This window comes from Mycobacterium kiyosense, assembly GCA_021654635.1.
GTDB lineage: Bacteria > Actinomycetota > Actinomycetes > Mycobacteriales > Mycobacteriaceae > Mycobacterium > Mycobacterium kiyosense.
Genome location: AP025179.1, coordinates 677494 through 696371 on the forward strand (window position 1 = coordinate 677494; position 18878 = coordinate 696371).

The 18878-nt window shown below is 67.7% G+C and carries 15 protein-coding genes and 3 pseudogenes; 6 read left to right on the forward strand and 12 right to left on the reverse strand.

Annotation, left to right across the window (positions count from 1 at the left end):
• Positions 1-790: 790 nt before the first annotated feature.
• From L6444_RS03155 to L6444_RS03170, 3 genes are all read right to left on the reverse strand, one after another.
• A complete protein-coding gene (locus tag L6444_RS03155) occupies positions 791-1792 on the reverse strand; it encodes a hypothetical protein (RefSeq protein WP_236984667.1) in 1002 nt (333 codons plus the stop codon).
• A gap of 228 nt (positions 1793-2020) precedes the next feature.
• A complete protein-coding gene (locus tag L6444_RS03165; RefSeq protein WP_236980447.1) occupies positions 2021-2290 on the reverse strand; it encodes a hypothetical protein in 270 nt (89 codons plus the stop codon).
• Positions 2291-2325: 35 nt separating this feature from the next.
• The gene (locus L6444_RS03170; protein ID WP_236980449.1) at positions 2326-2778 is read right to left on the reverse strand and encodes a hypothetical protein; all 453 of its coding nucleotides are present in this window, start codon (positions 2776-2778) and stop codon (positions 2326-2328) included.
• 437 nt (positions 2779-3215) lie between these two features.
• Here L6444_RS03170 and L6444_RS03175 point away from each other — a divergent pair, with 437 nt between their 5' ends.
• Both L6444_RS03175 and L6444_RS03180 read left to right on the forward strand, forming a co-directional pair.
• The gene (locus L6444_RS03175) at positions 3216-5057 is read left to right on the forward strand and encodes a dynamin family protein (protein ID WP_236980457.1); all 1842 of its coding nucleotides are present in this window, start codon (positions 3216-3218) and stop codon (positions 5055-5057) included.
• A pseudogene (locus tag L6444_RS03180) lies at positions 5054-6534 on the forward strand (dynamin family protein); the annotation flags it as partial. The gene L6444_RS03175 and the pseudogene L6444_RS03180, both read left to right, overlap by 4 nt.
• A 49-nt stretch (positions 6535-6583) precedes the next feature.
• Here the strand turns inward: L6444_RS03180 and L6444_RS03185 are convergent.
• From L6444_RS03185 to L6444_RS03195, 3 genes are all read right to left on the reverse strand, one after another.
• Entirely contained in the window at positions 6584-8422 is a 1839-nt protein-coding gene (locus tag L6444_RS03185) for an Hsp70 family protein (RefSeq protein ID WP_236980466.1), read from the reverse strand.
• Between the two features lie 82 nt (positions 8423-8504).
• Positions 8505-8966, reverse strand: a complete 462-nt coding sequence (locus tag L6444_RS03190; RefSeq protein ID WP_236980469.1) for an oligopeptide transporter substrate-binding protein — start codon at positions 8964-8966, stop codon at positions 8505-8507.
• 74 nt (positions 8967-9040) lie between these two features.
• The gene (locus L6444_RS03195; protein WP_236980471.1) at positions 9041-9568 is read right to left on the reverse strand and encodes a hypothetical protein; all 528 of its coding nucleotides are present in this window, start codon (positions 9566-9568) and stop codon (positions 9041-9043) included.
• Positions 9569-10039: 471 nt separating this feature from the next.
• Between L6444_RS03195 and L6444_RS03200 the strand changes: the two genes are divergently transcribed.
• A complete protein-coding gene (locus L6444_RS03200; RefSeq protein ID WP_236980474.1) occupies positions 10040-10564 on the forward strand; it encodes a hypothetical protein in 525 nt (174 codons plus the stop codon).
• 63 nt (positions 10565-10627) lie between these two features.
• Here L6444_RS03200 and L6444_RS03205 read toward each other — a convergent pair.
• Both L6444_RS03205 and L6444_RS03210 read right to left on the reverse strand, forming a co-directional pair.
• Positions 10628-11208, reverse strand: a pseudogene (locus tag L6444_RS03205) (hypothetical protein).
• 117 nt (positions 11209-11325) lie between these two features.
• The gene (locus L6444_RS03210) at positions 11326-12741 is read right to left on the reverse strand and encodes an amino acid permease (protein ID WP_236980476.1); all 1416 of its coding nucleotides are present in this window, start codon (positions 12739-12741) and stop codon (positions 11326-11328) included.
• 113 nt (positions 12742-12854) lie between these two features.
• On the opposite strand from L6444_RS03210, the gene L6444_RS03215 reads away from it, so the two are divergent.
• Positions 12855-13904: a DUF4185 domain-containing protein gene (locus L6444_RS03215; RefSeq protein ID WP_236980478.1), complete on the forward strand. Its 1050-nt coding sequence runs from the start codon at positions 12855-12857 to the stop codon at positions 13902-13904.
• On the opposite strand, the pseudogene L6444_RS03220 reads toward L6444_RS03215, so the two are convergent.
• From L6444_RS03220 to L6444_RS03230, 4 genes and pseudogenes are all read right to left on the reverse strand, one after another.
• Positions 13885-14549: pseudogene (locus tag L6444_RS03220) on the reverse strand (enoyl-CoA hydratase-related protein). The gene L6444_RS03215 and the pseudogene L6444_RS03220 sit on opposite strands and share 20 nt — an antisense overlap.
• Complete coding sequence (locus tag L6444_RS30420; protein ID WP_309297870.1) at positions 14546-14956, reverse strand: TetR/AcrR family transcriptional regulator; 411 nt, start codon at positions 14954-14956, stop codon at positions 14546-14548. The pseudogene L6444_RS03220 and the gene L6444_RS30420 overlap by 4 nt, the downstream one beginning before the upstream one ends.
• On the reverse strand, positions 14839-15189 hold the full coding sequence (locus L6444_RS30425; protein WP_370653071.1) for a TetR/AcrR family transcriptional regulator: 351 nt from the start codon (positions 15187-15189) through the stop codon (positions 14839-14841). Before L6444_RS30425 ends, L6444_RS30420 begins: the two co-directional genes overlap by 118 nt.
• The gene (locus tag L6444_RS03230; RefSeq protein WP_236980480.1) at positions 15152-15904 is read right to left on the reverse strand and encodes a YoaK family protein; all 753 of its coding nucleotides are present in this window, start codon (positions 15902-15904) and stop codon (positions 15152-15154) included. Before L6444_RS03230 ends, L6444_RS30425 begins: the two co-directional genes overlap by 38 nt.
• Positions 15905-16127: 223 nt before the next feature.
• Here L6444_RS03230 and L6444_RS03235 point away from each other — a divergent pair, with 223 nt between their 5' ends.
• Both L6444_RS03235 and dnaK read left to right on the forward strand, forming a co-directional pair.
• The gene (locus L6444_RS03235) at positions 16128-16817 is read left to right on the forward strand and encodes a type 1 glutamine amidotransferase domain-containing protein (RefSeq protein WP_236980488.1); all 690 of its coding nucleotides are present in this window, start codon (positions 16128-16130) and stop codon (positions 16815-16817) included.
• 188 nt (positions 16818-17005) lie between these two features.
• Positions 17006-18877, forward strand: a complete 1872-nt coding sequence (gene dnaK, locus L6444_RS03240) for a molecular chaperone DnaK (protein WP_236980498.1) — start codon at positions 17006-17008, stop codon at positions 18875-18877.
• The last annotated feature ends 1 nt before the right edge of the window (position 18878 follow it).

The window sequence follows — 18878 nt, forward strand, 5'->3', positions numbered from 1 at the left end:
ACGACCCCGGATTTGCGTCTGGGTACGACCCCGGGTTCGCGTCCGGGTATGCCCCGGGTTTCGTTGGACAAGAGGCAGCGCCGGTCCTCGACGAGGCCGGGTACGCGGCGAGCAGTGTGGTCGGAGCGGTGGCGAACGACGCGGCGATGGCAGTCAACGACGTAGGACTGGCCGGCACCGTTGCCAGCGACATCGGGTTCGGATTGGCCAACACGGTCGCCAGCGACGTCGGTTTCGGGTTGGCGAACGGGTTCAACGCCGGTTTCGCCGGACCTGGATTCGTGGGGCCTGGATTCATGGGCCCTGGGTTCGCGGGACCCGGTTTTGGGGCCTGGTCTGAGTTCGGGCCGGGGTTTGCGGGGCCCGGGTTCGGAGGGCTTGGGTTTGCAGGGCCTGGGTTCGGAGGGGGTTTGAGGGGCCTGGGTTCGGAGGGCTTGGGTTTGCGGGGCCTGGGTTCGGAGGACCCGGTCTGGCCATGCCGTTTACCGGTCCGGGATTTGCTCCGGGCCTGGCCTTTGAGCCCACCGGGGGTTTCGGCACCGGAGTGGGACTGGGCGCACAGGCCGGCCTGGGCTTCGGGTTTGGTGTGCAAGCCGGCTTCGGAATCGGCGCGGGCGTGCAGACGGGACTCGGCGTGCAAACGGGTCTCGGCGCGCAGACGGGTCTCGGCTTCGGGCTCGGCGGTCAGGCCCAGCTCGGCGGCGGTTTCGGTGTCATCGGCGGTGCCGGGCTTGGTGGCGGTGCCGGTCTTGGTCTTGGTGGTAGCGCCGGGCTTGGTGGTGGCGCCGGGTTAGGGCTCGGTGGCGGCTTGACCGGCCAGGCCGGCTTCGGCGTTGGGGGTCAGGCCGGTCTTGGGCTCGGCGGCGGTCTCGGTGGTGGCGCTGGATTGGGTCTTGGTGGTGGTTTTGGTGGCCAGGCCGGTTTGGGTCTGGGTGGCCAAGCGGGACTTGGTCTTGGCGGTGGAATCGGCGGCGAGGCAGGTTTGGGCGGTCACGTCGGCGCGGGGGTAGGCGCCGGTGTCGGTCTCGGCGGTCAGGCAGGGCTTGGTCTCGGCGGTGGAATCGGCGGCGAGGCGGGTCTGGGCGGTCAGGTTGGCGGCGGCTTCGGCGCCGGGGCAGGCGGTGAGTTCGGCGGCGGTCTCGGTGGTGTTGTCGGTGGTGGTGGTCAGGTTGGTGGCGGCGTTGGTGCTGGTCTCGGTGGAGGGCTTGGCGCTGGCGGTCAGGTCGGTGCCGGTGTGGGTGGTGAGTTCGGCGGCGGTCTTGGTGGTGCTGTTGGTGCTGGTGGTCAGGTCGGTGGCGGTCTTGGCGGTGGCCTCGGTGGTGGGCTGGGTGCTGGTGGCCAGGTTGGCGGCGGCTTTGGTGGCGCGGTTGGTGCTGGTGCTCAAGCTGGTGGTGGTGTCGGTGGTGGGCTTAGTGCCGGTGGCCAGGTCGGCGGCGGTGTCGGTGGTGGGCTTGGTGCCGGTGGCCAGGTCGGTGGTGGTCTTGGCGGCGGCTTTGGTGGCGCGGTTGGTGCTGGTGCTCAAGCTGGTGGTGGTGTCGGTGGTGGGTTGGGTGCTGGTGGCCAGGTTGGCGGCGGTGTCGGTGGTGGGCTTGGTGCCGGTGGCCAGGTCGGTGGTGGTCTTGGCGGCGGCTTTGGTGGCGCGGTTGGTGCTGGTGCTCAAGCTGGCGGTGGTGTCGGTGGTGGGCTGGGTGCCGGTGGCCAGGTCGGTGGCGGTCTTGGCGGCGGTGCCCAGGTCGGTGGCCGTCTTGGCGGCGGCCTCGGTGCTGGTGGCCAGGTCGGCGCTGGGGTCCAAGCGGGTGGCGCTATCGGCGGCGCTGCCCAGGCCGGTGGCGGCATCGGGGGCGTTATCGGTGCCGGGGGTCAGGCCGGCGGCGCTATCGGTGCTGGCGCTCAGGCTGGCGGGGCCCTAGGTGGTGGCCTCGGTGCCGGTGGTCAGCTCGGAGGCGGGCTCGGTGCTGGCGGTCAGTTCGGAGGCGGGCTGGGTGCCGGTGCTCAAGCGGGTGGCGCACTCGGTGGCGGATTAGGCGGCCAGGCCGCAGTCGGAGCTGGTGGTCACGCCGCTGTTGCGAGCCAAGCGGGCCTTGCGAGCCAAGCAGGTCTTGCGAGCCAAGCGGGATTTGCGAGCCAGGCCGGTCTTGCGGGCCAAGCGGGTCTTGCGAGCCAAGCAGGTCTCGCCGGCCAGGCGGGACTTGCCAGCCAAGCCGCTCTCGGCGGACAAGCCGCCGCGGGTAGCCAGGCCGGACTGATTGCCAGCGAAGGCGCGGCGCTCAACGGCGCCGGCACTGCTCACGTGGCGGGTCCGCTGGGCGGGGTCGGTGTGGGCGGTCAGGCCGGCGCCGCGGGGGAGCGGGTCTCGGCATCGGCGGCGGCGGCAACACCCCGTTCGCTGGTCACCCGAGTCCACAACCGGCCACTGTCTCCGGTGCTGCCGGCGCAGGCGCCGGCGCACAGGCCGGACCGGGCGGTGTCGCAGCCGGCGGAGCCGGCGGCGGAACGATCAACGCCGGAACAGGCGGGCCCGGCGGCGTGCCGACGGGTCCGGGCATCCACGCCGGAGCCGGAGCCGGAGCTGGGGCCGGGGGGCACGGCGACATCCTCGGACAGGAGGGCACGGTGCTCGGCGGCGGAGGTGCGGGCGCCGGCGCCGGCGTCGGAACCGGCCCGGGCGGGGTCACACCGGGAAGCCAGGGGCCAACCGTTCCCACCAGCCACGGCCCAGCCGTCCAGACGCCCGGCGGCGGCACCGGTGCCGGGACACCCCCTGTCGGCGGCAGCCACGGCCCGGTCATTCAGTCGCCCGGCGGCACGACGGGCCAGCCGGACGTGAGCCACGGCGGTGGAACTCCACCGGTGATCCACGCGCCGGCGCCGACGCAGCACACACACCGGCACCGCACGTGGACACGCCGACACCGAGTCACTCGCCGGCGCCGGTCGAACAGCACGCTCCGGTGTACACGCCGCAGCAGCACGAGCCCGTGCAGCAGCCGACTCACCAAACGCCGCAAAGCCCGTCGGTGTTCGGCCACGAGCCGCCCGCGACGCACGCGCCCGCGCACGTCGACCCGCCGGCTTCCCACGGCCCGGTCCTCGGCCACCACTGACGCTGATCGGCATCCGCGGAGCGACCGACCGGCGGGGACCTTCATGGTCCCCGCCGGTTTGTCCGCATACCGTGATCTCAAAGCACACGATCGAGAGAGGAGGGCATCACCGTGACCCAGGCCGATGACCCGCGCCGGGTCGGTGTGATCGTTGAACTGATCGATCACACGATCGCCCTCGCCGAGCTTCACCAACGCAATGATCTGGTGCAACGGCTGCGGCGTGCCCGCGATCGGATCGCCGATCCGCAAATCCGCGTGGTGATTGCCGGACAGCTCAAGCAAGGCAAGAGCCAATTGCTCAACTCGTTGCTGAACCTGCCGGTGGCGCGGGTCGGCGACGACGAAGCCACCGTGGTGATCACCATCGTCAGCTACAGCGTGCAACCGTGGGCGAGGCTCGTCGTCAAGGCCGGTCCGAACGGTGAAACCGCCACTGTCGACATCCCCGTCGACGACGTCAACTTCGATGTGCGTCGGTCGCCGCAGGCCGCCGGGCGTGAAGTGCTGCGGCTGGAGATCGGTGCGCCCAGCCCGCTGCTTCAGGGCGGTTTGGTCTTCGTCGACAGTCCCGGGGTTGGTGGACACGGCCAGCCTCACCTGTCGGCGACCCTCGGGCTGCTACCCGACGCCGACGCGATGCTGATGGTCAGCGACGCCAGCCAGGAGTTCACCGACCCGGAAATGTGGTTCCTGCGCAAGGCGTACCAGATCTGCCCGGTCGGGGCGGTGGTGGCGACCAAGACCGACCTGTATCCGCACTGGCGAGAGGTCGTCAATGCCAACGCCATCCACCTGCAGCGCGCGGGCGTTCCGCTGCCGATCATTCCGGTCTCCTCGCTGCTGCGCAGCCACGCCGTGAGCCTCAACGACAAAGAGCTCAACGACGAATCCAACTTCCCGGTGATTGTGAAGTTCCTCAGCGAACGGGTGTTGACCCGTGAGAACGACCGGGTGCGTGACGAGGTTCTAGCTGAGATACGTTCGGCGACAGAGCAATTGACGATGGCTATCAGTTCGGAGCTGGCGTCGGTCAACGACCCAGCACTGCGTGAACGTCTCGCCGACGACCTAGCCCGGCGCAAGAAGGAAGCCCAGGACGCAATCGAGCAGACCGCACTGTGGCAACAGGTGCTCAACGACGGATTCACCGACATGAGCAACGACGTCGACCATGACCTGCGGGCCCGGTTCCGTGCCGTCACCGACAACATCGAGCTGCAGATCGACTCCTGCGATCCAACCCTGCACTGGGCCGAAATCGGCCACGAGGCAGAAGATGCGATCGCCACCGCGGTCGGCGACAACTTCGTGTGGGCATACCAGCGCGCTGAAGTGCTGGCCCTCGAAGTCGCGCGCTCCTTCGCGGACGCCGGACTGGATTCGGTGATGTCGCCCGAGCTGACCTCGCGCCTGATGGGCGGTAACTTCGGTGCGCTCAAGGCCCTGGCGGAGCTGGAATCCAAGCCGCAGGGCAAGGGGCAGAAGGCGCTGTCCGGATTGCGCGGCTCCTACGGCGGCGTGGTGATGATCGGCATGTTGTCCTCGGTGGCCGGACTGGGGTTGTTCAACCCGGTCTCGGTGGGGGCCGGGCTGTTGCTGGGCCGGATGGCGTACAAGGAGGAAAAGCACAACCGGCTGTTGCGGGCACGCGCCGAGGCCAAAGCGAACTTGCGCCGCTTCGTCGACGAAGTGTCGTTCGTGGTCGGTAAGGAGTCCCGGGACCGGCTCAAGACCATCCATCGCACACTGCGCGACCACTACCGTGACATTGCCATCGAACTCAGCCGATCGCTCAACGAGTCGCTGCAGGCCATCGTCACCGCCGCACACATGGAAGACGTCGAGCGCGACACCCGGGCACGTGAGCTGGACCGTCAGTTGAACATCCTCAATCAGGTCGCCGACAACCTGGACAAGTTGGGAGCCCCGGAGACGGTGGGACAAGCGTGACCACCAGCGCCCGGGTACGCGCGATTCTGGGCGGAACCATCCAGGCCTATCGGGGCGAGCCGGCATACCGCCAGCGGCCCGACGTCTTCTACGAGCTGGACCGAATCGGCGCAAGGCTGAACGAGCCCATCCGCATCGCCCTCGCCGGCACCCTCAAGGCAGGCAAGTCCACCTTGGTCAACGCCCTGGTCGGCGATGATATCGCGCCGACGGACGCGACCGAGGCCACCAGGATCATCACGTGGTTTCGGCATGGGCCGACTCCGAAGGTCACCGCCATTCACCGTGGCGGACGGCGCAGCAACGTGCCGATCACCCACCGCGACGGGTTGAGCTTCGATCTGCGCAATTGCGATCCCGCCGACGTGATGCACCTGGACGTCGAATGGCCGGCCGAAGAACTGACCCAGGCCACGATCATCGACACTCCCGGTACGTCGTCGCTGACGCGAGAGGCGTCCGAGCGCACCCTGCAGTTGTTGGTTCCGCCCGACGGGGTGCCGAGGGTGGATGCGGTGGTGTTTTTGCTGCGCACCCTCAACGCGGCCGATATCGCGCTGCTCAAGCAAATCGGCGGGCTGGTGGGCGGATCGGCCGGGGCGCTCGGCATTATCGGCGTGGCCTCGCGGGCCGACGAGATCGGCGCCGGCCGCATCGATGCGATGCTGTCGGCCAACGACGTGGCCAAGCGGTTCACCAGCGAACTGACCCAAACCGGCATCTGTCAGGCGGTGGTGCCGGTTTCCGGGTTGCTTGCCATGACCGCGCGCACCTTGCGGCAGGGGGGAATTCGTGGCGTTACAGAAGCTGGCCGGATCGGAAGCGACGGAACTCAACAAGGCGCTGTTGAGCGCGGATCGATTCGTGCGGCCGGACAGCCCGTTGCCTATCGACGCGGCCATCCGCGCGCAACTGCTGGAACGATTCGGCATGTTCGGTATCCGGATCTCGATTGCGATGCTGGCCGCGGGGAGTGACCACCGCCGCCGGGCTGGCCGCCGAACTGTTGGAACGCAGCGGGTTGGTGGCGCTGCGCAATGTCATCGACCAGCAATTCGCGCAGCGTTCCGACATGCTGAAGGCGCATACCGCACTGGTGTCGTTGCGCAGGTTCGTGGAGGCGCACCCGGTGCTGGCCACTCCGTACGTCATCGCCGACATCGACCCGCTGCTGGCCGACACCCACGCCTTCGAGGAGCTTCGGCTGCTCAGCCTATTGCCAACGCGCACAATGACTTTGAGTGACGAAGACATCGTGGCGCTGCGCCGGATCATCGGCGGCTCGGGCACCGATCCGGCCAGCAGGCTGGGCCTGGACCCCCAGGAGTGCGCGGCCAACCCGCAGGAGGCCCCGCGGGCGGCGTTCGCCGCGGCGCAATACTGGCGCCGGCGCGCCGACCATCCGCTCAACGATCCGTTCACCAGCAGGGCGTGCCGCGCCGCGGTGCGTAGCGCCGAGGCGATGATCGCCGAGTTTCTCCGCTCGGCGCTGACGGTCTGGTCGCGGTGCTCAGACCACGCTTGGCTCAGCCCCAGAGGGTTAGCGGCCAGACGATTAGCGGCCCGGCGCGTTCGGATTCACCGGGAAGAGAGGTTGCCGGGTCGGCGGCTGCCTGGTGGGTCCGGGGGCGGGTGGTGGTCGGAGCTGTGGTGGTCGGCGGATTGGTAGTGGTCGGCTGGGTGGTCGTCGGTTGAGTGGTCGTCGGCTGAGTTGTCGTTGTGGTGCTCGAACTCGTTGTCTCTGAGGTCGACTGCGTGGTCGAGGTGGTGCTGGGTTCTTCGGTGGTTGTCGGGGTGACGGTTACCTCCGTCGTCACGACGACGGGCGGCGGTGTGATCACCGCCTGCGTGGGACTACCGTCCGGCCCCGTAGTGCTAGTGGTGATGGGCGGCGGCTGCGACGTGGTGACGACCGGCTTGGTATTGGTGCTCTGGCCCATGGTCAACGCCAGCACCACGGCGACCAGGATGGCCGCCGCCGCGCCGGCCAGGCTCAGCAGAATGGCCAGCCGCCGGTACCAAACCGGAACGTCGGTGTCCTCGGGTTCCGACTCTGGCCGGGCAGCCGGCGCATAGTCCGGGGCGGGTGCGGGCTCGTTCGGGCTGGTGTAGTCGGCGGGCCCGGTGTAGGGGACCGGCTCGCCGCCGGTGCCCGAGTCCTCGGACCAGGCCAGCGCGCGGTCGGTGCTTTGTCGGGTCTCGTCGGGGAAGGCTTCGGTAGGCACCGCGCTGGTAGGTTCGCCGGACGGCACCGCGGGCGCCGCCACGGTGGCCGGCGCGACTGCACCCACGACGCTGGTCGGTGCTCCGGCGGCGGGGGCCATGCCGGTGGCTGCTCCCGCCGACGTCTGCTCCTGCCCGAGCGCCGCGGCACCGATCGCCGCGCTGAAAAGCGGCTCCGGGGTAGTGAATACGGGCACCCGCAGACCGTCGGAGAGCCGGGTGGTGATCAGCGGGATGCTGGCGCCTCCACCGACCGCCCCCACGGCTTCGAGGCGGGTAACTCCGTTGCGCTGCAGCACATCTGCGATCGCAGCGACGAAGCGATCCAGCGGCGTGGCGATGAGTTGCTCGAACTCGCTGCGGGTCAGCTGCCGATCGCCGCCGGGGGTTCCGGTCGCGACGCTGGCCACCGTGGTCGCCGAGAGTTGTTCCTTGGCGGCGCGGCAGCCGCCCAGCATGCGCGTCACCGAACCCATCGACGTCGCGGTGTTGGAGACGCTTGAGTCGTCGACGCCAGGGGAGACGGTCAGCAGGTGATTGAGGATGAGTTGGTCGATGTCGTCGCCGGAGAACTCGCTGTAGCGGACCGTGCTGCCGACCTGCCGGAATTCGGGACCCGCGTCGGCCAGGGTGATGCTGGTACCGCCGGCGCCGAAGTCGCACAGCGCGATCACGCCGCTGGTGGGAAAACCGGGCCTGGCCCTCAGCGTGGCCAGGGCGGCGGCGGCGTCGGAGATCAGGGTCGGGGTCCCGCCCTTGACGGCAAGGTCGGGTTGGGCGAACAATTCCTGGCGCAGCGCGGCGACCTGGGTTTCCGACCAGTAGGCGGGGAAGGCGATGGTGAGCGGCGCTCCGTAACCGACGATGCGCGCCATCGCCTCGAGCGCCTCGATGGTCAGCGCCTGGCCCAAATATTTGGTGCCGTCGGCGGCCACCAGCGGTGACGGGTCGCCGACCCGCTCGACAAACCCGCGTAACACCAGCCCGGACTCGTTGAGGTTCGGGTTCTCCGCGGGCAGACCGACCTCCGATGGCCGGTGGTCGAACAGGGTAAGGACCGGTGTGCGGGCCACCGGGACGCTACCGCCGCGGGCCGCGACCAGGTTGGCAACCCCGATCGACAAACCGAGCGACTCGCTCATATCCACACCCCTGTGTCTCTCTTTTTGCTGGCGGTCGGCGGCCGTCCCCCACCATAGCCGCCGCCGATCGGGCGAGGACGGGTCACAGGCCGGGCGGCAAGTTGATGACGGTTGGTATCGACGGCAGCTTGATCTGCGACGGCAGACGGGGGATCAGGCCGGGCGCAGGGGAGTTGGCGGGCGTCGTTGTCTGCGAGCCCGACGTGGTGGTCGGCGACGTCGTCTCGGTGGCGGGCGTCGTCGTGCTGGTCGTCGTCGTCGTGGTCGTGGGCTGAGTCGTGGTGGTGGACGCCGGTGCCGTGGTGGTCGTCGTCGAGGTCACTGACGCCGGACTGGGGCGGCCTCGGGATAACAGCACGATGCCGTAGATGATCAGCCCGATCAGCACCGCGATCAGCACTCCCCACCCCACCAGGGCGAGCGGCTTGCGCCAGCCGGGGGTCGGCTCGGTTGTCGGGTCGTGCCCGTGCCCGCCGCCGTAGCCGTGGTTGCCGTACCCGGCCGGGTCGTGGGGGCCGAGTTGCGGCGGGTCGTACCTTGTCACGGCCGCTGATGCTAGCCGTTACGCGTTACCCCCAGACGCAGCCACGCGGGCCCGTTGCCGATCGGTGACCTGCGTCAGGGCAGGTGCGGCACCGTGATTGTCGGCCCGCCGGGAATGGTGATCGTCGACGGGATGGGGGGTAGATGCGGGGCGCGGTGCGTCGGTTGCTGGGTGGGCTGCGGACCGGGTGGCTGGCTGCGCGGCGGGTTGGCCGGTGGCGGTTCGCTGGCCGAGCTGCTCTCGGTGCTGGGCGACTCGGTGGTGGTCGTGGTCGTGCTGGTGGTTTCCGTGGTGGTCGTGGTGGTGGTCGACGTGGACGTGCTGCTCGGGGCGGGGCTGGTGCCGCCCCCGCTGCCGAACAGTTGCAGCACGCCGTACGCGATCAGTCCCAGCAGGATCAACACCAGTAGCGCCCAGCCGATCAGCGCCGCGGGCTTGCGGTACCACGGTCGCGTGCCGGCGACGGCGTCGGGATCGTCAGGGTCCAACGGGCCGAACTGGTCCGGTGGCGGGCCTTCCACAGTCGGCTGATACATCAGGGACGGATCGTCCTGCGGGTAGGCGCCAGACGGCGGCGGACCCTCCACCGTGGGCTGGTTCATCACCGACGGGCTCGGTGGCTGGTATGGACCGGGCGGCGGTCCCTGCACCGTCGGCTGATGCTGCAGCGGTGTGCCCGGGGCGGACCGTACGGGGGCCGCCGGGGGCGGGCCCTGAGGGGTGGCCCTGCGGTGGCGGGCCCTGCTGCGTCGGGCCCTGGGGAGTCGGGCCCGGATAAGGCGGCCCCTGCGGAGGTGGCCCCTGCGGAGGCGGACCTTGCTGAGTCGGGCCCTGGTGAGTCGGGCCCTGGTGAGTCGGGCCCTGGTGGGGCGGACCTTGTGGCGGCTGTGAACCGTAACCGCCGTATTGGGTCGGCTGCTCGTTGAAGTCGTCTGGTGGGCCGTAGCGTGCCACCGTTCGATCGTATAGGTCGCGGGGACCGTCGGCGCAGAACGTGTCGACCTTGGCGATGTGGAAAATAGTGACGTTGGGCAATCCCGTGCGTGTACGGCTGGGGAACGGCGATCCTGTGCATGACTGAAGCAAGCGTCAGCAAGAGGTTGTGGCGCACCTGCGCCGCGGCCGTCGTCGCGCTCTCAGCCACGGGATGCAGCGTCGTGGATTCGTTGACAGGACAAGTGTCGAATCCCCTGACGCCCGCACAGTCCAGAGCTCAGGTGGTGGACGCGGCCCAAGAGATCGTCCATGCGCTGGGTATTCAGGTCGTCAAATCATACTTCTGGCGCGCCTCCTGCAACGATGACGGTGATCCCCCTTTCCGGGGTCGAGCCAACATCACGTATCCGCTCGCGCCGAGTTTCGAGCAGTCCGATGCCGAGGTCGCCCATATGGTCGAACATCTCCAAACCCTTGGCTGGACTGGCGATTCCGGGTTCCACAGTCACTCCCCGGCGGTGAAGAAGGACAACGTGGTCGTTGTGTTCGACGTGCAGGCCGTCAGCGACCGCGTCAGAGGAATCGATCTGTACGGCGAGTGCCGGGACACCACAACGACCAAGGACACCAAAGGTTCGGACGAATTCCTTACCTACAGCTAGGTCCCCTGTTGACCGAGGCCCGAAAGTTTCTTGCGCGCAGCATATTTCGATCTGATCAACCAGTCAGAACGTATCGACCTTTTCGATGCTGACGAACATGCCGTGGTGGGTGTCGTTGTTCTCGAAACGCGTGCCGTCCTTGGTGGCAACGATGGTCCAGCCCTGCGCGTCGTAGGTCTTGTAGTCGATCTGGACGGTCGGAATGGCGCCGAGGTTGCCCAGAATCCACTGCACCTTGCCGGCAGAGGTGATGTGCACGCCGTTGGTGTGCTCGCCGTCCTGCATCGGGGAGTTGGTGAACGGCGCCTCGCAGCCCACGCTGTCCTTATTGATCTGGCAGCGCGTCACACCGGTCTTGGTTTCGATGAAGACGTACCCGTTGTCGTCCGGCTTGAGCGGGATCGCCCGGGGGCCGGGTTGGGGGTGGGTCCGGGGTTGGTGGGCGGGAGTGCCACAGGTGTCGAGGTTCCCGCCGGCGGCGGGATGATGCTGGGCCGGGGAGTCGGAAACGCGGGTTCGGCGGGTCCGACGGTCCCGTGCCCGCCCGGCGCGGCGATCGGTCTGCCGTCCACGGTGGTACTGCATCCGGCAAGAAGCACCGCGACGGCCAGCAGGCCGACTCGTGCCTTCGGCAACAACCGCACGCGCACTCCCCGGAATCTCAGATATCAGGAAGCCAGCGTAAGCGCGCGGGCATGCAAGTTGGTGCAGTGACGCGCGTTTGGAACGGCGCCGTAGGCAAAGTGTGACCAGTGCCCCGGCTACTCCGGTGGCAGCCCGGCCGCCGCGGCCCGCACCCGGTTGCGCACCAGGAACCAGCCGCCGATCAGCGCCGGGATGCCGACCGCCATCGCGGCCAGCATCCATTTGCCGTAGGTCTGGTCGAACATCATCAGCACCAGCACCGCCGCCAGGAACACCAGGGTGGCCCAACCGGTGTACGGCGACAACGGCATCCGGAAATTGGGGCGTTCCAGTTCACCGGCCTTGGCCAGCTGGTGGAACCGAAGCTGGCAGGCGACGATGGTCGCCCACGCCACGATGACGCCCGTCGCCGCGATGTGCAGCACGATTTCGAAGGCGTGCTTCGGGGTGACGGCGTTGAGCGCGATGCCGAACAGGCCGATCCCCGCGGTCAGCAGGATGCCGCCGAACGGCACCCCGTTCTTGGACATCACGGCGGTGAACTTGGGGCCGCTGCCGTTGATCGCCATCGACCGCAGGATCCGCCCGGTGGAATACAGGCCGGCGTTCAGGCTCGACAACGCGGCGGTGAGCACCACGAGGTTCATAAGGTCGTCGCCCCAGGAAATGCCGAGCTTGTTGAAGAACGTGACGAACGGACTCTCGCCGGACTTGTAGGTGCTGTAGGGCAGCAGCAGCGCCAGCAGGACCGTCGACCCGATGTAGAAGACCGCGATACGGAACACCACCGAGTTGATCGCGCGCGGCATCATCTTCTCCGGATCCTCGGCCTCCCCGGCGGCGATGCCCACCAATTCGACTGCGGCGTAAGCGAATACCACCCCCGCGGTGACTAGGACCAGGGACAGCAGGCCGGTCGGCAGCAGGCCGCCGTGGTTGGTCCACAGCGCCAGCCCGGTGTCGTGCCCGTCGATCTTGAACCGGCCGGCCAGAAACACCGTGCCGACGACCAGGAACGTCACCAGCGCCAGCACCTTGATCAACGCGGCCCAGAACTCGAGCTCGCCGAACAGCTTGACCGAGATCAGATTCATCGAGAGCACCGCGACCAGGGCGATCAAGGCGAGCAGCCATTGGGGGACAACCTGGAACGCATGCCAGTAGCGGCAGTACTGCGCAATCGCGGTGGTATCCACGATTCCGGTCATCGCCCAGTTCAGGAAATACATCCACCCGGCCGCGTAGGCCACTTTCTCACCGAAGAATTCGCGGGCATAGGAGACGAACGACCCCGACGACGGCCGATGCAGCACCAGTTCGCCGAGCGCGCGCAGGATCAGGAAGACGAAGACGCCGCAGATGCCGAACACGATGAACAGGCCTGGCCCGGCCTTTGCGAGCCGTTCGCCGGCGCCCAGGAAAAGGCCCGTGCCGATCGCACCGCCCAGCGCGATCATCTGCAACTGCCGGTTTTTGAGGGCCTTGTGATAACCCTCGTCTTCGCGGCCGAGTGTGCTTTCCGACGGTGTCATCCAGTTCCTTGTCGCCGTAGCTAGCGGGGGACGCCGCGAGACTGGGAGTCAGGCTATCCCACCGCCGCCCTTCGGGCCGCTCACCGGCCGGAATCGGAGCCGATAATGGCTGCGTGGAGCACGGTGTGCGGCCCGGCGAGGTACGCAATCTCGGGCCGCTCGCCGGAACGGGCGCATCGGGTGGAATACCAGGTATCGGTGCTGCGGACCTCGGCGAGGTGGTGCGGCTCCCGAACGGTTCGCAGGTGGCCGTTTTCGGCGATTGCTTCGGCGGCGACCGAGTGGGCGCCGGCCCGCACTACCCGTCGACGGCGGTGCCGGTGACATTCGACGAGGGGGGCCGGCCTGTGTTCGGTGCGCCGCTGACCGGCCCCAGGGGAAGCCGCAATCCGCTGTTCGTGCCCCCGCGCCGGGCGCGGGGGTTCAACACCCTGCCGGCGGGAGCCGTCGACCTCGCCGATCGGACCTACCTGCTGGTGGTCGGCACTCATGCGCTGAGACCAGCTGGTGGTTCCTGGCTGGTGAAGGTCACCGACGATCCCTCCAGCGGCTGGAGACCGGTCCGCGGGTCGTGGCGCCCCGGCGACTACGCCGGCGGCGGACAATCACAGATCAGCGGCTACCGGGCCGAGGACGGCTACGTCTACATCGTCGCCGACTCGTTCGATCGCACCCGGCCGGTCACCCTTTACCGCACCGAACCCGCTCGATTCACCAACCGTTCCGCCTGGCAACCGTATGTCCGGTTCGCGGACGGCGGCCTCGGTTGGGGTACGCCCAGGCAGGCGGCCGTCGGCCTCAGTGCCACCAACTTCGGTGAACTGAGCTTCCGGCAGGTCGACGGCGCCGCGGTGCTGGCCGGGTTCAACGTCCGCAGCGGTCCCGACGGTGCGGTGGAGATCTGGGTGGCCGACCACCCCACCGAGATTTTCCGGCGCGGCCGCAGGACCGTGCTCATGCAGCAGAGCGACCCGCACGGCCCGAACTTCGTGCCGCAGAACTACGGCGGGTACATCCTGCCCGGTTCAAGTCTGGATCGAATGAAAATCTTTGCCAGTCAATGGAATACGCTGACCGACGAACGCGGGGTGCCGCTGGGCGCGCCGTACAACACGCAGCTGGTCGTCGCCAACGTGCGCCGCTTCAGGAGTTCACCGCTGTGAGTGCGCGGGCGGCGGGCCCGAACATGGTGTGCTTGATGGCGCCCAGTGTGCCGCGGTCCTTGTGCCCCAGCGGTCGCAGCAGCTCGGTGGCCGCAGCGGTCACCTCGTCCGCACCGGCGGCGGCGTCCACGATCCCGATTTCTGCGGCGTCGGTACCGCCGAACCGCCGCCCGGTGGTCATCGAGGCGACGGCTGCGCCCGGGGTGAGTTTGGCCTGGATGATCGCGGCCATGCCGGGGGGTGAAGGGGATCCTGATGTCGACCTCGGGGAAGCAGAAGTAACCGCGGTCGGCACGCATTACCCGAAAGTCGTGTGCCAGGGCCAACATTGCCCCCGCGCCGAAAGCATGGCCCACGATCGCGGCGCATGTCGGTATCGGCAACGTCAGGATCCGCGCAAGCAGGGGTTTGGACCCGGCCGACGTACCACTGGGTCTGCTCACCGTGCGCGCCGAGCCAGTCCAGGTCCAGCCCGTTGGTGTAGAACTTACCGGTCGCCGTGGTGACCAGGCCCTGCGCGTCGCCGGCTTCGATGTCGTCGAGACGGGCGTTGATGTCGTCGAGAAACTCTGGTGAGAAACGGTTTTCGTCGTCACCGAGGTCGAGGACGGCGATCTTCTCGTCGTAGTCGACGGTGATGGTCATGGTTGTCTCCTGTTGCGGGGTGGTGGGCCGACGTCGAGCACGGCGTGCACGGCCGCGCGCAGATGCGCGCGGGCTGTCTTGCTGTTCAACCGATTACGGCTGAGCAGGATCGCGGTGGGAAGGTCGACTATGCATTCGGTGATGGTGTCGACCGCCTCGGCGTCCTTGCGGTCCCATAGCCTGACGGCGAGGCGGATCATCAGGTCAATCAGCTGGCCCTCGAGTTCTTCGATCGCACTGAGGGTTTCACCGGGCAGATCTATGTCCACCAAATCGGCGCGGGGCAGGGTCAACAGAAGACGGCCGGAGTTCGGATGGTGACTGACGAATTCCGCGGGCGCGTCCGCGGCGGCCAGCGCGGCCTTGACGCCGGCGTCTTGGGCGCGCGTCGACAGTGCGTCATCCACCAAGGCGGTTTGTGCGTCCCGGAATCGGCGGGCCGCCCGCAGCCATGCCTGCGCCAGCATCCGGCCCGCGACCCGAAGCTGTGGTACAGCGCGCCGTTGGAGACACCGACCGTCGTGCTGATCGCGCGGATGGTCACCGCTGCTGGGCCGGGGCTGACAGCCAGTGCCGCCACGGCATCGAGAACCCGATCGAGCTCATGGACGCGGGGTTGAGCTGCGCTGCGACGAATCACTGCGCTGGCGACGCTGGCGGGCGAGCGCCAAATTGGCGCTGCCCACCATCAGGCAGATCCCGGCCGGAACGATCAGCGCATACCCGTCGAACTTCGCCCCCGCCACCAAGCCGCCCACCGCACCGGTGATGAACAGCAACAGCGTCGCGGCCAGGACCGCAGCCTTCCACTTGTCGAATCCGTGCTGGCGGCTGCGGCCGAGCATCAACCCCAGGTCGGTGACCGTGCCGGTGAAGTGCGTGGTGCGGACGGCCATCTCGCGGAAGCTCGAGGTCAACCCGTTCTGCATGCCCAGCGCGGCTGCCGCGAAGAGTGCTTGCACCGCGGTTTCCTCGATCCCGAACAGAGCGATCTGGGTCTTGTCCGCGGTCACGCCCGCCGCGGCAGCAAGCAGGAGTACCGCCTCAAGGGTCAGCACCGTGGCGTGGCGAGTTCCCAGTGGCGTTCGGGGGGACACCAGCACGGACCCGGAAATGGCCGCTCCGATGAGGAATCCGAGCAGGATCGCCCCGAGCACATGGCTCTCGTAACGCCACGGATGGGCGGTGTCCATGCCGATCTGGGTTGTGACGCCGGTCAGGTTCCCTACCGGAACCGCCAACGTCAAAATGGCCACCGCATTTACCCAGCCCGCGGTCAGCGCCAGGACGGCGCTGTAGACGAGAATGCGCGCCGGCGCCGACAAGCCACGCATGCCGCGATCCCGCAGCCCCATGCCAACCCCACTCTCGGCGTTCGAGTTCGCCGACCCCGCAGCTATCTAAACAGCAGTCCAGCGGGTAATTCCGTGCTTCTGGTCGTCTTCATAGAGACGCACGAGCAGCTCCGCCGGCATCGGAGTGGCTGCGCACTGCCCGCGCAGGCTCGGCGATCGCCGACGCGGCGGCAGAGTTGGCCGGCGGGTGGCGTTCTTCAGCCGCCGCCAGGATTGTTGAAGAATGACCAAACGCATCCTGCATGTCGTCAGCAATGTCGCCCACTACGCGGATCCCGCCGAGCCGACCGGTCTGTGGCTCTCCGAGTTGACCCACGCCTACCACGTCTTCGCCGACGCAGGCTACGAGCAGAAGATCGCCAGCCCGAAGGGCGGCCGATCACCGCTCGAGCCGCGTTCGCTGAAGTTTCCGTACTACGACAAGACCGCGAAAGCGTGGCGCGCCGACGACGCCAGGATGGAACTGTTGGCCAACACCGCCTCTGCCGAGCAGATCGACTCGTCGGACTTCGATGCGATCTACTTCACCGGCGGCCACGCAGTGATGTTTGACTTCCCCGACAGCGAAGGTCTGCAGCGCATCACCCGGGAGATCTTCGAGCGCGGCGGAGTGGTGTCGTCGGTGTGTCACGGCTACTGCGGCCTGCTCAACACCAAACTGTCGGACGGATCGCTGCTGGTCGCCGGCCGCAAACTGACCGGGTTCGCCTGGGTGGAGGAAATCCTGGCCCGGGTCACCAAGTTGGTGCCCTACAACGCCGAAGAGGAAATGAAGAAGCGCGGCGCGCGGTATGAAAAGGGGCTGGTCCCCTTCCTGTCCCACGTCGTCGTCGACGGAAAACTGGTGACGGGACAAAACCCTCGCTCCGCCAAGGCGACGGCCAAGAAGGTCGTCTCCGTACTGCAGGGCTGAGCTGCAGGTAAGGGATGATGCGTGACCCGGGGAACAAACCCCGCCACGCTGCCGTTAGCATGATCGACAAGTTGAGTGCATCGGACTCAAGTCTCGGTTGACAGCCAAGCGTCGCCGGAGCAGGCTTGAGCGGGGTTCACTCAGCATAGTGCAGTAAACGAAGCTCAAGATATTCAGGAGGAATCACCATGGCTCGTGCGGTCGGCATCGACCTCGGGACCACCAACTCCGTCGTCGCGGTTCTGGAAGGTGGCGAACCAGTAGTCGTCGCCAACTCCGAGGGCTCGCGCACGACGCCATCCGTCGTCGCGTTCGCGCGTAACGGCGAAGTGCTGGTTGGCCAGCCCGCCAAGAACCAGGCGGTCACCAACGTCGACCGCACCATCCGCTCGGTCAAGCGGCACATGGGCACCGACTGGTCGGTGGATATCGACGGAAAGCACTACACCGCGCCCGAGATCAGCGCGCGGGTGCTGCAGAAACTGAAGCGGGACGCCGAGGCGTACCTGGGCGAGGACATCGCCGACGCGGTGATCACCGTTCCCGCCTACTTCAACGACGCCCAGCGTCAGGCCACCAAGGACGCCGGCCAGATCGCCGGCCTCAACGTGCTGCGCATCGTCAACGAACCGACCGCGGCCGCGCTGGCCTACGGCCTGGACAAGGGCGAGAAGGAACAGACCATCCTGGTCTTCGACCTTGGCGGCGGCACCTTCGACGTCTCGTTGCTCGAGATCGGCGAAGGCGTGGTCGAGGTGCGGGCCACCAGCGGTGACAACCACCTCGGTGGCGACGACTGGGACCAGCGCGTCGTGGACTGGCTGGTGGAGAAGTTCAAGGGCACCAGCGGCATCGACCTGACCAAAGACAAGATGGCGATGCAGCGGCTGCGTGAAGCCGCCGAGAAGGCCAAGATCGAACTTTCGAGCTCGCAGAGCACCTCGATCAACCTGCCCTACATCACCGTCGACGCCGACAAGAACCCGCTGTTCCTCGACGAGCAGCTGACCCGCGCGGAGTTCCAGCGCATCACTCAGGACCTGCTGGACCGCACCCGCAAGCCGTTCCAGTCGGTCATCGCCGACGCCGGCATCTCGGTCGGCGACATCGACCACGTGGTGCTGGTCGGCGGCTCGACCCGGATGCCCGCCGTCACCGATCTGGTCAAGGAGATGACCGGCGGCAAGGAGCCCAACAAGGGCGTCAACCCCGACGAGGTTGTCGCGGTGGGTGCCGCGCTGCAGGCCGGTGTGCTCAAGGGCGAGGTGAAAGACGTTCTGCTGCTTGACGTTACCCCGCTGAGCCTGGGTATCGAGACCAAGGGCGGCGTGATGACCAAGCTGATCGAGCGCAACACCACGATCCCGACCAAGCGGTCGGAGACCTTCACCACGGCCGACGACAACCAGCCGTCGGTGCAGATCCAGGTCTATCAGGGTGAGCGCGAGATGGCCTCGGCCAACAAGCTGCTCGGCAGCTTCGAGCTGACCGGAATCGCCCCGGCTCCGCGTGGTGTGCCCCAGATCGAGGTCACCTTCGACATCGACGCCAACGGCATCGTGCACGTCACGGCCAAGGACAAGGGCACCGGCAAGGAGAACACGATCCGCATCCAGGAGGGCTCCGGCATCTCCAAGGAAGAGATCGACCGGATGATCAAGGAAGCCGAAGCGCACGCGGACGAAGACCGCAAGCGTCGCGAGGAAGCCGACGTTCGCAACCAGGCCGAGACGCTGGTCTACCAGACGGAGAAGTTCGTCAAGGAGCAGCGTGAGGCCGAGGGCGGCTCCAAGGTCCCCGAGGAGACCTTGAGCAAGGTGGAATCCGCTGTGGCAGAAGCCAAGACGGCTCTGGGCGGCGACGACATCGGCGCGATCAAATCGGCGATGGAGAAGCTGGGCCAGGAGTCCCAGGCGCTCGGCCAGGCGATCTACGAGGCCGCTCAGGCCGAGGGTGCCGCGGCAGGCGGCGGCCAGCCCGGTGGTGGTTTCGACCAGGCCGGCTCGGCCGACGATGTCGTGGACGCGGAGGTGGTCGACGACGACCGGGAGTCCAAGTGAC